General features: G+C 53.8%; 14 protein-coding genes. 8 read left to right on the forward strand and 6 right to left on the reverse strand.

The genetic code is table 11. From position 1 onward, the window contains the following. Positions 1-33 precede the first annotated feature (33 nt). The 8 genes from HNR55_RS10090 (at position 34) to HNR55_RS10125 (ending at position 5683) form a co-directional block, all read left to right on the forward strand. Positions 34-522, forward strand: a complete 489-nt coding sequence (locus HNR55_RS10090; RefSeq protein WP_166114965.1) for a phage GP46 family protein — start codon at positions 34-36, stop codon at positions 520-522. Continuing rightward, positions 519-1598, forward strand: a complete 1080-nt coding sequence (locus tag HNR55_RS10095) for a baseplate J/gp47 family protein (protein ID WP_166114968.1) — start codon at positions 519-521, stop codon at positions 1596-1598. The genes HNR55_RS10090 and HNR55_RS10095 overlap by 4 nt, the downstream gene beginning before the upstream one ends. Then, positions 1595-2236, forward strand: coding sequence for a putative phage tail protein (locus tag HNR55_RS10100; RefSeq protein WP_166114971.1), 642 nt, complete (start codon positions 1595-1597; stop codon positions 2234-2236). Before HNR55_RS10095 ends, HNR55_RS10100 begins: the two co-directional genes overlap by 4 nt. Further along, entirely contained in the window at positions 2237-3367 is a 1131-nt protein-coding gene (locus HNR55_RS10105; RefSeq protein WP_166114974.1) for a hypothetical protein, read from the forward strand. Then, complete coding sequence (locus tag HNR55_RS10110) at positions 3364-3810, forward strand: hypothetical protein (RefSeq protein WP_166114977.1); 447 nt, start codon at positions 3364-3366, stop codon at positions 3808-3810. The genes HNR55_RS10105 and HNR55_RS10110 overlap by 4 nt, the downstream gene beginning before the upstream one ends. A gap of 7 nt (positions 3811-3817) precedes the next feature. Next, a complete protein-coding gene (locus tag HNR55_RS10115; protein ID WP_166114982.1) occupies positions 3818-4240 on the forward strand; it encodes a hypothetical protein in 423 nt (140 codons plus the stop codon). Between the two features lie 116 nt (positions 4241-4356). After that, the gene (locus HNR55_RS10120; protein WP_166114985.1) at positions 4357-4740 is read left to right on the forward strand and encodes a hypothetical protein; all 384 of its coding nucleotides are present in this window, start codon (positions 4357-4359) and stop codon (positions 4738-4740) included. 145 nt (positions 4741-4885) lie between these two features. Further along, the gene (locus HNR55_RS10125) at positions 4886-5683 is read left to right on the forward strand and encodes a DNA adenine methylase (RefSeq protein ID WP_166114988.1); all 798 of its coding nucleotides are present in this window, start codon (positions 4886-4888) and stop codon (positions 5681-5683) included. A gap of 205 nt (positions 5684-5888) precedes the next feature. On the opposite strand, the gene HNR55_RS10130 is transcribed toward HNR55_RS10125, so the two are convergent. The 6 genes from HNR55_RS10130 to sodC all read right to left on the reverse strand — a co-directional run bounded on the left by HNR55_RS10130 (position 5889) and on the right by sodC (position 12182). Further along, positions 5889-6923: a sulfate ABC transporter substrate-binding protein gene (locus HNR55_RS10130; RefSeq protein ID WP_166114993.1), complete on the reverse strand. Its 1035-nt coding sequence runs from the start codon at positions 6921-6923 to the stop codon at positions 5889-5891. A 28-nt stretch (positions 6924-6951) separates the two neighbouring features. Beyond that, positions 6952-8634: an OprO/OprP family phosphate-selective porin gene (locus HNR55_RS10135; RefSeq protein ID WP_166114996.1), complete on the reverse strand. Its 1683-nt coding sequence runs from the start codon at positions 8632-8634 to the stop codon at positions 6952-6954. Positions 8635-8845: 211 nt separating this feature from the next. Further along, positions 8846-9055 carry a hypothetical protein gene (locus tag HNR55_RS10140; RefSeq protein WP_166114802.1) on the reverse strand — a complete coding sequence of 70 codons (210 nt, stop codon included), beginning with the start codon at positions 9053-9055 and terminating at the stop codon, positions 8846-8848. 246 nt (positions 9056-9301) lie between these two features. Beyond that, on the reverse strand, positions 9302-10120 hold the full coding sequence (locus HNR55_RS10145; protein WP_253545778.1) for an MBL fold metallo-hydrolase: 819 nt from the start codon (positions 10118-10120) through the stop codon (positions 9302-9304). Positions 10121-10396: 276 nt separating this feature from the next. Then, positions 10397-11425, reverse strand: coding sequence for an MYG1 family protein (locus HNR55_RS10150; RefSeq protein ID WP_166115002.1), 1029 nt, complete (start codon positions 11423-11425; stop codon positions 10397-10399). Positions 11426-11657: 232 nt separating this feature from the next. Continuing rightward, complete coding sequence (sodC, locus tag HNR55_RS10155) at positions 11658-12182, reverse strand: superoxide dismutase[Cu-Zn] (RefSeq protein WP_166115186.1); 525 nt, start codon at positions 12180-12182, stop codon at positions 11658-11660. Positions 12183-12323 lie beyond the last annotated feature (141 nt).

Raw genomic sequence — 12323 nt, forward strand, 5'->3', positions numbered from 1 at the left:
CCGGAAAACCGCGCGCGCGCGATGTTCTGCTGCATGACTTACGTGCCATACACCAACATTGCGATCGGATGGTCCGCCGCCTTTGGCCGGTGTGACGTGCGTGTTGCTTCAAAAGGCAATGGGCGTGGGTCTGTGGTTATTGACCGCACCCCTGCCAGCACGTTCCTGATTGCCATGGGCTCGTACCGTCGTGCGCGCGCTGATGACCGCATTCCGGGCGTCCTGAATGGTGTGGCTCCCGGTGGGTTGCTGGCCAAACGGGGCTGGCCGGGGGACGGACTGCGCCGTGATGGACGGCAGACAGGTTGCCGTCTGTGGTTATTGGAAGATGCCAAGCAGACTGAAGCCACACGGCAGGCCGCGATCCGGTATCTGGACGAAAGCATCGGGCAGATCGCAACTGACCATGGGCATAATTACTCTGTATCTGCCACATGGACCGCGCGCGGCCGGTTGCAGGCCAGCGCATCCGCGTTTGGCACTATTGTATCCACTCCGGTTGTTGTGGGGGGTGGAGCGTGACACTGGTTATTCCAACACCAGATGCGTTGGCCGAGCGTTTCTGCACCTTTCTGGACGGGCGGCAGTTTACTGCGGATGACGGATCTTTGGTGACACTGGATGGGCGCGCGGCCAATACGTTCGAGAACGTGCTGGCTGCCGTGCATGCCATGGGGTTGTATGAGCTGTATCTGGCTGTGCAGCAGCTCGCCAAGGAAATGTTTATCCAGACTGCAACGATTGGCGGTCTGCTGCCCCTACATGCGGACACATGGGGGGTACCACGTATTGGGGCGACCACTGCTGTTGGCTATGTTCTGCTGAGTGCCAGCCAGGACGTTATTGTTCCAGCCGGAACGGAGTTGACTGTGGATGGCTCCGTGCGCTGGGCAACGACATCTGCCGTGACTGTTCCGTCCGGATCAAACGGCACAGCAGTATCCGTCAGATCCGAGACGGCAGGCGCGATTGGTAATCTGGCTGCCAACACAGCCCTAACGCTCGTATCCGCTGTTGCAGGGATTACGTCCGCCAGTGCGGACGGGGCAGGCATTGCCGGTGGCGATGATATTGAAGATGTGGAGGTCTGGCGCTCTCGAATTCTGCTCCGTGTGCGCAAGCGTGCGGCAGGAGGCACTACAGCACAATATGAGGAACTGGCAGGCGATGCCGGGGCTGGATATGTGAATGTGGTGCCGGGCTGGCTGGGCAACAACATGGTGGGCATTATTGTGCTCATGCCTGGTCCGACTGTGCCAACAGAAGCACAGATTGAGACCATCCAGACCTACATCGACGGTATTCGGCCCGTGCGTGGTAATGTCACGGTAGTGGCGGGACAGATTGCAGCCCAGAACCCGACCATATCCCTCAACCCGGATACGCAATCTGCCCGCTCGGAAGTGCAGGCCGCTGTTGCTGCCTATTATGCAGGGATTGCCATGGGTGGATGGCTTTATGTCTCTGGTTTGTCCGATGCAGTATCTGCGGTTGCAGGGGAAACCAGTCACTTTATCTCCGCCCCTACGGAAGATTTTAAGCTTGCAGCCAATCAGGTGCCGGTATTGGGTGCGATTACATGGGCAGACGTGGCATGAGCCGCACCCCCGATGAAATTTTGGCTGCCCGCCTGAATGCACTCTGCCCGGACGGGTTCGCCTGGGCAAAGGACGAAACTAGCAATGTTGCAGGATACCTGTATCCGGGTGCTGGTCTGATAGCTGACGCCGAAGCCATGCTGGAAGCCCTAAAGCTGGAGATTAACCCCGGCACGGCAACGCTCCTGCTTTCTGATTATGAGCGGACGCTGGGGCCAGATCCATGCGGACGGGATGCACTAGCTGTAACACCTGCCCTGCGCCAGTCGCTGGCACACCAGCGCTGGGTATCTGTCGGGGACAACTCCATTCCTGCGCTGACCCAACTGGCGGCCAGTTTGGGTGTGGAAATTGAGATTGAGGAGCCATACCCGCCTGTATGCGGGACCGCGATCTGCGGTGATGCCATCTGCGGGGATGAAAACCTGCTGTGGGATTGGGTTGTCCATGTCAAATCCGGATCGGCCAATTTGGAAGCGAACGCGGCGATCTGCGGTGTGGCAGTCTGCGGTGTGTCTATCTGCGGCTCTGTTCTGACGCCCGCTATTGCGGACATTCTGCAGCGCCTCTTCTGCCCGCTCCAGCGCGAGGCACCGGCTGACACTAACCTTTACATCAAAGACCAGGAGCTTTCCTGAATGGTAGATTACACAACAACAAGCGGATATGTGACTGATGCAAAGGGGCGTAGGCAATTCATTGACCGCAATGATGGATTGGACATACAGGGGACGTACCTGGTTGCCAAAGACAGAAATCAGGATCGCAATTCGCTTTTAGGGCCAGTTGTCGCTTCAGGACAGATCCCGGATGCTGATAATGACGACCAGCTTACGATCGCTATTCAGGCGCTGGGGAGTATTCCCCTTTGGTCACAGAGTGTGGCTGACGCGATAAAAGGTTACCCGCTGGGAACGGTTGTGCGGGATGCTACACCAAAATACTGGCGCTCAACTGCTGATAAAAACCTGACCACTCCCGGTGCTGACGGGTCTGAATGGGTGGATTTTCTGTCTGATGCGACAACGCAGGACTGGGCGAATAAACAGTTTCTGCCCTTGGTTGGCGGCAATGTCACGGGTGCAATGGACTGGGGCAGCAAAACAGTTGCCAGCACCGTTACGCATCGCTTCTGGTCTGCCGGGCCGCCTGCTGAGGGAGACGCCGCGCCCGATGCCACCCTGACCATTGCTGGCGGTACGCCCGGAACGGCCAACAAGGGCACTATGGCGCTCTCGACCGGGGTGTTTGACCTCAGTGAAACAGGGCAGGTTCTGGTCCCCAGCATCCTGATCTTTGGTGGCAAGGATGCCTTAAATGCCCTGACGGCAGAGGGCCGGTATGTCAAATCGGTTCCGGTTGCTCCGAACAAGCGCATCACCGACATCTGGGAGAATGCGGACGGGCGGCTTGTGTTCGGAGACGGTACGACTGCTCCAATTCTTGCCAGCCTGTCTGACCTGCCTCTTGATCCCGGCCAGCAGATACAGACGTTCGTCGTCTCAGGCGACAACAGCGGCATTGTCACAACCAAATTCCCGGTAGCGTTTAAGGCCGGAACGGTCCCGCGTGTTCTCCTGCGGATCAACAACGAACCCAACAGTAATGCCTGGACCCGTGTTGCGCACATCGCGCTCGACGCGAACTACAATGAAGTTATCGACAACACGGGCTTCACTTGGGCAGCGACATATTTCACCAGCAATAGTGCTGGTAATTCCGCCGTCCAGTTTACATTGACAGTCATGGCTATTGGAGAACGACAGTGAGCATTCTGGACGATCTGAAAGCCGCGTATCCCGCACGCTACTATGCGGATATGGGGAAGCCCTGCGCGTGGTACGATATGTGGAGCTGTGCTTCCATGGATGGTCTGCCCGCTGCCAGCACCCTGTTCGCCATGACGGCGGAGCAATGGACAGCAAAAGGGGGAAATACCGGCACCAAAAGCATGGCCGTGGAGAATGGCGCGCTGGTCGATTACGCGCCGCCGGTCGTGGTTGTTCCACTGAAAACGCAAGCCACAACAGCGCAGGCATGGATACAGCAGCAGGCCAACCTGACCGCTGCCATGGGCGAGGTCTTTACGGCGGATATGAAGGCGTATGTGAAAGCCATCGCCGCCATAGCTAGCGGCACGGATACAACCAGCACGGCGCTGCCCGCCCAGCCTACGGATGTGATGGCAGCACCCACGGCTGCAGGGACGTGAAGTAAGTATGAGCGTGTCACACTTCATCAGCGAGTATGGCAACCTGATCATGACGGCCGGAGCTGGTGTGGGCGGATGGTGTGCCAATATGATGAATGGCTACCTGAAAGCGCAACGCCAGAAGTTTGATGCGGGTCAGCAGGCGCTTGCCATACTTGACCGAGCCTCCGAGAGAGACCGGCAAATGGATACTCTGGTGGCAACAATGACACTGCGCGTAAATGACCTCATGCTTTTGCGTTGGCGACTGGATGACGTGATGCAGGAGGTTTACGCACAGGCGATTGCCGCGCGCATGATTATTCACGAACTGGACGCTCAGGCGCAGCGTATCCCTCGTGATTTTGCACCGTTGCCTGCATACCCGCTAGCCGCCAATAATGCCCCTCCTCTCAAAACCGAACAGCCGGAGCAGGCGCATGACGCCTGATAACGAGTTTTTTTTGGTTCTGGGTGGTTTCGGGGCTCTGATCGGGACTTTGATGGTTGGGGGGATACTGCTGCTGTTATCCAGACATGCAGACCCATTCCTGCAGATGAGGAACGATGATGAGGATTAGCCTGTGCCTGTTGCTGCTTGTGGCTTCCTGCTCTTCCATCCCAGTTCGGGCCAAGCGGGATTTGATCGGTATGCCGCGTTCCTCATTGATCGCCTGTGCAGGCGTTCCTGATAACGTGGCTGCTTTGGATGACGGAGAGGTTCTGCAATGGCGGCAGGATCAGGCCGTGCAAGGACCATTTACCATCAAGGGACCGTTTGGCGTTGAAGTTGACCTGTCCGGGCATGGGACGTGCCATGTGGTCGCAAGGCTTCATGGCGGGCATGTCGCTCAGGTTGAATACACCGGACCAAGCAGCACATTGCTCGGACCATATTCTGCATGCAGGCCACTGGTAGCTGCATGTGAGCGTCTGGTTTCTCGGGATTAAAGGATACCCCGCCATATCAACCGGACGCGGTTCAAGTGGCGGGGGCTAGGCTGCTCTAACAGCCAAGCCGGGTGCATCAACACCCACGGATAACCGCCCCGCCCACCGCTGCGCAGCGGCGGGGTCTGTATGGAATAAAACCCCAATGGAGTCGAATCTAAGGCCAATTCAGCCGGTCAAACCTGTCGCCCCGTACCTAGGGGGCAAGTTGCGCCTGGCATCCCGCATCATAGGAAAAATGCGTGCTATCCCGCACTCTGCCTACGTTGAACCATTCGTTGGTATGGGTGGTGTGTTCCTACGTCGGGATTTTTATGTTGAGTGCGAGGTCATTAATGACCTGAACCGTGACGTGGCGAATCTGTTCCGTATTCTGCGATGGCACTACGTTCCTTTGATGGACATTCTGCGTTGGCAGATCACCACACGAGACGACTTCCAGAGACTGACCTCGGCTGCACCAGATACCCTGACGGATTTACACCGCGCAGCGCGCTTCCTTTACCTGCAACGCACTGCGTTTGGTGGGAAGATTAGCGGGCAGAACTTCGGGGTATCTTTAAGACGGGCTCGTTTTGACGTGCAGCAATTGGGGAGCATGCTGGAAGACGTTCATGCGCGCCTGTGCCGCGTGGTGGTGGAATGCCTACCATGGCAGGAAGTGTTGCGACGCTATGATAGTGACAACACCCTGTTTTATCTGGACCCGCCGTATTGGGGATGTGAGCGGGATTATAATGCCCCGTTCTCTCGGGATCAGTTCATTGAAATGGCTGACCACCTGTCACAGATCAAAGGGCGCTTCATTCTGTCGTTGAATGACCGGCCTGAAGTGAGAGAAGTGTTTGCCGCCTTCGATATTGAAGCGGTGACGGTCAACTACTCGGTGAGTTCCAAATCAACCGGACGAGGAACGCGTGGGGAGGTTTTAATCAGCAATTAAAGGGCATTTTAGGGAGCCTTTATTGACCATTTTCCCGGCATCGGGGAAATGGTTTTTAGGGTTCCAAATTATGTGGCTGTTGGTTCCAAATCATTCGGCCCGCTACACCCATTGGAACACCAACATCTTTTGCATTTACTGTTATTGACTCTGTTTGATCATTAAAAACGCGTCGCACATTAAAGTGCGACGCGCCATTCCAGTTTTACTTGTAAAGACTATCAAAAACGCCGCCGTCAGAAAAATGTTCTTTCTGCAGCTTGGTCCAGCCACCGAGGCTCTTTACATCAAAGGTATTCACTTTGGGGAAGAGTGCCTTGTTTTCTTCCAGAATTGCAGGATCAACAGGACGGAAATAGTGTTTGGCACCGATTTTCTGCCCTTCAGGCGTAAACAGAAAATCCAGATATGCTTTGGCTACCACTTCGGTCCCATGCGCCTTGACATTTTTATCAACAAGAGATGCAGGAGGCTCTGCCAGAATGGTCTGTGACGGCACAACAATTTCAAACTGATCCGGTCCAATATCACGCGTAGCCAGAAGAGCTTCGTCTTCCCACGCAAGCAGAACATCACCCAGATTACGCTGCACAAAACTGTTTGTAGCGCCTCGTGCGCCTGTATCAAGTACAGGCACATGCTTGAACAGGTTTTTCAGGTAGGCTTTGGCGGTTTCTGGCGTGCCATCCTTTTGGTGCAGAGCCCATCCCCATGCTGCAAGATAATTCCAGCGCGCACCACCAGATGTTTTGGGGTTGGGAGTAATAACCTGCACGCCATCACGGATCAAATCCGGCCAGTCATGAATGTTTTTGGGATTACCTTTACGAACCAGAAACACAATGGTGCTGGTGTAAGGGGTCGCATTATGCGGCAGCCTGTTTTGCCAATCAGCAGCAATCAGGCCGTGCTGTGCCAGCAGATCAATGTCATAAGCTAGGCCGAGTGTTACTACATCTGCAGGCGCGCCTTCCAGCACGGAACGTGCCTGTGCCCCGGAGCCGCCATGTGCCGATTTGACACTGACCGTATCCTCGGGATGGTTTTTATGCCACTGGGCAGAAAAAGCTTTATTCACATCGGCATAAAGCTCGCGCGTTGGATCGTAGGAAACATTCAACAGGTGGTATGATTCCGCATAGCTTGCAGTTACCTGTAAGCCCGCCAGAAAAGAAACACCCAATACCGCCGTTACTTTGAGAACGGCACGGCGAACGTTAAAAAAGTTTTCCTGTTTCATAAGCCTGTTCCTTAATCATAATGTCAGATCAGAATGCTGCCTGCACGCGGCCAACAACAGCGTTGCCACTGCGGCCAAAGAAATTGGCATCCGTTGATTTTGCACCATTGTAGCTGGAAACACTAAAATGCGTGTAATCCAGCATGACCTTGATGTGCTGGTTGGGATACCAGTTCAGCCCACCTTGCCATACAGTCTGTTTATTGCCAGTTTCCCCTGCGGTACTAATGACAGTTCCTGTCATTTTAGTGGTACCAGACGTCCGCAGGTCGGTCACACTCCAGCGACCGCTAACTTCCAGTGCGCCCCAGTGCCCTTTTGCCGGGTCAAAGTCATATTCAACACCCGGGGTTGTAAACGCGGCAATTTTTTCATTATAGCCACGACCATGCCCAAACAGGGTATAGTTTGCCGCAACGTACCAGCCATCAAAACCAATGGCAGGCGGGTCTATGCTGGCTGCTACATTATCGTGCTGCACCCCAACATGATAATACTCACCCTTGAGCAGGAATTTTTTATAACGGAAACCAAACTGTGGCCCCACTGCCCATATCTGGGAAATATTGGTTAACGCATTTGATGTCAGTAATTGTGTTTCGCCCAGAGGAATTTCAACATTGTCCTTAAATGTCGTGGTTCTTCCGGTGCCGGACTGGTTCACTTTAAATGCAGCCGTCGCTCCAACCCCGACGTGCACATCAATATCCTTGGAAACATAAGGACGGCCTGCGGCACGGAACACAGCACCGGTCTGGCTGTCTGTTATGGTCTTGTCAGTTGTGCGATCACCATACTTCTGCCCTGTAAAATACCCGGCGACAAGCCAGCGTTTTTCGTAATGCTCACCACCAATGCTAAAGCGGGCTACACCACCAGCAATGTTACGAACCAGATCAACAATGGTCGGGCGTTCCAGAAATTCAAATGCCCCTGAACGCTCTGCGCTGTCTTCTTCCATGCGGGGCTGAAAATACCCTACTGTCAGAGTTGTGTTGTGCAAGCCTGTATAGTTCATGTTGGCTTCAAACAGGCCAACGGTGCCATCACTGTTATTGGCACCAAAGTCTGGCGTTACGTTCACTACCCAGTCTTTGTAGCGCCAGGACATGTAAATGCGCAGACGTCGTGCATTTTCGGTAAACTTGTTGAAGTTACCAGCACTTTCCTTCCCGCGCTGGCCAACCCCCATAAAGCCCCCAAAGTCTTCCTGCGCCAGAAGGCCAATGGAAAACGCGTAAGCCTTATCATCCGACGCAATGGTTGGGCGGCCTTTGGGGAAGCCGATTTTAATGCCGCCAATATCCACGCTCTCATCCTTGGCGGAGGCCGCCTTGAATGAACTCCAAGACTGTACCGGCCCTTCCGGTAGGGCAATGCGGCTATCATTGGGGCTACGCGGGCCATGGTTGGCGGGCGGAACAACCGGGTCTTCACGGAATTGGGGCTGCGCATCATCCGGCCCGGCTGCCGTTAACGTGCGGGGAGCACGACTGATTTTGCGGCTTTGCAGATTGGAGGTATGTTCATACTTGTCCACCCGTGCCTGAAGGCGGTGGATCTCCCCCATCATTTCCCGGTGCATTGCAGCGATCTCGCGCCGTAACGCTGCATTTTCTGCATCCGATGTCGCCGCCATCGTGACATATGGAAAAAAAAGGCTTGAAACTGTTGTTGTTAACAGAACACTAGCCCGAACAGACACCACCATAAGCTCCCCCAAACTTAAAAATTTTTATTTTAATATGGCGTAATACCATAAAACAAAATGATTATGTTTTGACCCCGAACCATTCAAAACACAACAAACACCCCACTACCTACTTTTTGCAGATAATGTTCAACACAACCAATATGAATTACGAAAACTGTATGATACCAGAGGCATCATACCAAACGATTGCTGGCCCCTGCTAGCGCGGTTAAACCGCGCTCAGGTTATGTTGTGCAAAAGTGGTTTTGAATTTGCGAATAACAGATGTCCGCAAATCCTGCCCATTCGGGTAGCGCTTGTTATGCAAGCTCTGCACGCTTTCATGCGCCGCATAAAAACGACGGGTCCGGCGATCTTCTTCAAGAATAATGGCACCAACAAAAGTACCGTTAATTTCAATAATACGCGATTCAAACATGATTTTTCCCCACCAGGTAATAACTGACCCGGAAGGTAATAAAACCCACAGGTCAGGCGTTAGATATTTTAACGTCGTAACATCGGCCTAGCCGACACATTCGATCCCACAGGTTTTGCATCTTATATGCGCTCCTCATGTGCCACGCGCTTAACGTGTGATTGTGTATCACCCATATTTCCACGGCAGTCAACTATATAATTTTCAAAATAGTTGTTTTTTTATATCACGATAATTGTTGTTATTTTATAGGTGTCTCTCCTGGTAACCACCAAACTGATAGACCTGTCCGGGACTTGCGGCCCTAAACCGCTCTACGTTGCAATTTCCCGCCAAAAGAGCGGCTTGAAGAGCTTTTTCCGGTGCTCGGATACCTTCATCCGTAAGCTGAAAAGTACCCCAATGAATCCCTATGGCCTGCTTTGCCTGCATGTCCTTATAAATACGCACCGCTTCATGTGGATTGACGTGCTGTCCTGCCATAAACCATCTCGGTTCGTAAGCGCCAATTGGAATGATGGCTACGTCTGGCGCACCATAGCGGGCATGCAGGGTGTGGAATAATGCTCCATCGCCGTAGGCTGTATCTCCGGCAAACCAGAGTTTTTGACCGCGGATATTCAGCCAGAACCCTGCCCACAATGCCATTCGCCGGTCAAAAACACCACGTGCAGACCAGTGGTATGCTGGTGTCAGCGTTACACTCAATGCCGGGGGAATAACCTGTTGCTCATACCAGTCTCCAGTAAGAATACGGGCTTCCGGGATAGCTTTTTTAACAATGTGATCATTCCCTAAGGGCATGATCATCAAAGGATTATGTGTGGCCTGTAACCGTTTGAGTGTCGCCAGATCAAGGTGATCATAATGATTATGGCTGATCAGCAGCACATCAATCGGTGGTAGATTTTCAAACGCTATGCCCGGTGCACTAACCCGTTTGGGACCAGCCCAGCGTAATGGGCTGGCTCGCTCCGACCATACCGGGTCGGTCAGGATATTGAGCCCCGCTGCCTGAATAAGCACTGTAGCATGGCCAACCATGGTGATACGCAGGGCATCCACGCTTTTTTCTGGCACAGTTGTTGTTATGGGAACGAAAGCTGGCCATGGAGTACGTTGTGACGTACGCCTCCAGCGCCACAGATCACGCCAGGAGCGGTCTGTAGAAGGCTGACCGGGATTGAAAAAACGGGTTCCATCAAAATGGTCTGTTCTAGGGCCTGCATAGTATTTATTGCGCGTTAGAAAAACCATGCACTCCCTTTCCCAAAAGCTAAACATGGTGCGCCCGATGATACAGACGCACCATGCATAAAGCGGGGGTTGTGTTTTCGGCTCTCAGCTTTGTTGCTGTTTCAGCTCTGCATCAATTTCCAAGGCCTGCCGAGCCATGGCCAAAGCCCCTTCCCGGCTTGCCGCGCCACAAATAAAGCGCGCGGGATGAGCAAATACCGCATCGGCAACACCACAGACTTCGGCAAGGCCCTGCCCGTTCAGGCCGCCCCATGCTTCTGGCAGGGATATGCGCTGGCCAAAAGCACCGCGTTCTGGCGGAATAGCCTTAACATTCCATTGTCCAGCACCCGTGGGAGAAACCACGTAAATAACGGGAAGATCATGCTCAAAAATAACTTTTTCGGTTGGCATGCCCGTTTCCATCAGCAGAATACGCTTGTCCTGCGCATTTTTATAAGCGGACAAAACGCGCTCGGTCGCTTTCAGGCTGGCACGAACACGATCTACCGTGTTGACCAGATGCGATGCGACTGCGGTTGCCGCATTGGCAAAGCCAAGGGTTTCACGCCGCTTGGCTTCTTCCGGGCCATGGAGTTCCCCCGTGTCCCACGGGGGGCTACAGGCCGAAACAATATCCGCCAGTGACAGCTTGCCCATCTTGGCTATGCCATTGTCGTCCTGATCGATCGGCACAACCAGTGATTTATCAATACTCTGCCAGATAGCCGTAATTGTGGCGTCATCCACATTGATACGCACCAGATTGCGTACAGCAGCCTTGCCGTAGTCTTTCCACAGCAGCCCGGCGGCACTGTATGGCGTGCCATCTTCACGCAGGGGTTTATCCTTCATGTGGTGGTCGTAACGGCCTTTGGAAGGGTCATAAACTCCCCCAACATCGAACACGATATCAGCGGCCTGAATGCGCTCGGGATCGCGCGAGCGGAAGAACTTCAGGCAGTCATCGGGGCCTTCGCCAAGGATACGGGCGCGCAGATCCCCCATTGGGGCCAGCGCATAATGGAGCACAACATACCCGAGAGTTTCATCAACATGGAAGTTGCCCGAATGGGTCAGTGCGGTTGTGATGGTAGCCTCATGACCGAGACCAATAGGGGTATGTTCAGACATTACGATGACCTGCTACAGACTGAGGATAGATTTTCATAAGCTTCCTCATGCCGCACGCTCTGGTATCAGACAACCGGCTTCGTCAGAATATATGAACTTAATCCGGTTTTTCCGGGTTCCTGCTCAGGTATGGAACTGTGTTTGCCCCCAAAAACACAGTATGTGCCATCCCTCAGTCCTGCGGGATGGCGCACGGGGCATAAACTCGGGCTATATATCCGGGAATTATTGTTTATTTGATAACCGCACAGGCTACCCGATCCCCTGCCCCGCCAATCGGCTGGCTCTGGTAATCATCGGGATGCGCATGAATGACCAGTGACGAGCCATCCGCATCCAGTAGGGCAGGCTTACCTTTGCCAGCCTTCAGTGCAACCAGAGGGGAGAAAAGCTCTACCGTTGCTGTGCCGTCGGCTCCAACAAACACGTTAGGCAGATCGCCTGCATCGTTCGCATTGGGGTTCAGCAGTCCATGCACAACCGGAGACGTTGCATGCACGTGTGGCCCAGCTGATGTAAACTTTGGCCCTTCGCACACGCCCTTGTCGTGGAAGTGCATTCCATGCCAACCCGGTGTCAGCCCTTTTGCTTCCACCCGTACTATAACGCCTTTGGGTGCATCGGTAATGGCAAGAGTGCCGTGTGCCGTACCATCCGCGCCCACCAGAGTGCCCGAAGCAGTATCGGCCGCACGGGCCAGAGATGGCAGCAGAGCCATTGTGCAGGCCAGAAGAACCAGATGCTTTGAATGAACCATAACCATGGGCATGTCCTTTCAGTCAGAAATCAAGAGGGTTTGTCCCCCTTGGCGTGTCATTAAATGCTGGCCACGGGGTTTAGTCCGTGTGTTTACCAGAGAACCCTAGAACATCGTGCGGCAATCCACCACGTCTGATCG

The organism is Acetobacter lovaniensis, from assembly GCF_014207635.1.
In the GTDB taxonomy this organism is placed as follows: domain Bacteria; phylum Pseudomonadota; class Alphaproteobacteria; order Acetobacterales; family Acetobacteraceae; genus Acetobacter; species Acetobacter lovaniensis.

Bases quoted from the DNA above. Each gene is read 5' to 3' on its own strand.
- HNR55_RS10100 (WP_166114971.1), top strand. From the start codon at position 1,595: ATGAGCCGCACCCCCGATGAAATTTTGGCTGCCCGCCTGAATGCACTC.
- HNR55_RS10105 (WP_166114974.1), top strand. From the start codon at position 2,237: ATGGTAGATTACACAACAACAAGCGGATATGTGACTGATGCAAAGGGG.
- HNR55_RS10120 (WP_166114985.1), top strand. From the start codon at position 4,357: ATGATGAGGATTAGCCTGTGCCTGTTGCTGCTTGTGGCTTCCTGCTCT.
- HNR55_RS10140 (WP_166114802.1), bottom strand. From the start codon at position 9,055: ATGTTTGAATCGCGTATTATTGAAATTAACGGTACTTTTGTTGGTGCC.
- sodC (WP_166115186.1), bottom strand. From the start codon at position 12,182: ATGGTTCATTCAAAGCATCTGGTTCTTCTGGCCTGCACAATGGCTCTG.
- HNR55_RS10135 (WP_166114996.1), bottom strand. From the start codon at position 8,634: ATGGTGGTGTCTGTTCGGGCTAGTGTTCTGTTAACAACAACAGTTTCA.
- HNR55_RS10150 (WP_166115002.1), bottom strand. From the start codon at position 11,425: ATGTCTGAACATACCCCTATTGGTCTCGGTCATGAGGCTACCATCACA.
- HNR55_RS10125 (WP_166114988.1), top strand. From the start codon at position 4,886: ATGGAGTCGAATCTAAGGCCAATTCAGCCGGTCAAACCTGTCGCCCCG.
- HNR55_RS10130 (WP_166114993.1), bottom strand. From the start codon at position 6,923: ATGAAACAGGAAAACTTTTTTAACGTTCGCCGTGCCGTTCTCAAAGTA.
- HNR55_RS10090 (WP_166114965.1), top strand. From the start codon at position 34: ATGACTTACGTGCCATACACCAACATTGCGATCGGATGGTCCGCCGCC.
- HNR55_RS10115 (WP_166114982.1), top strand. From the start codon at position 3,818: ATGAGCGTGTCACACTTCATCAGCGAGTATGGCAACCTGATCATGACG.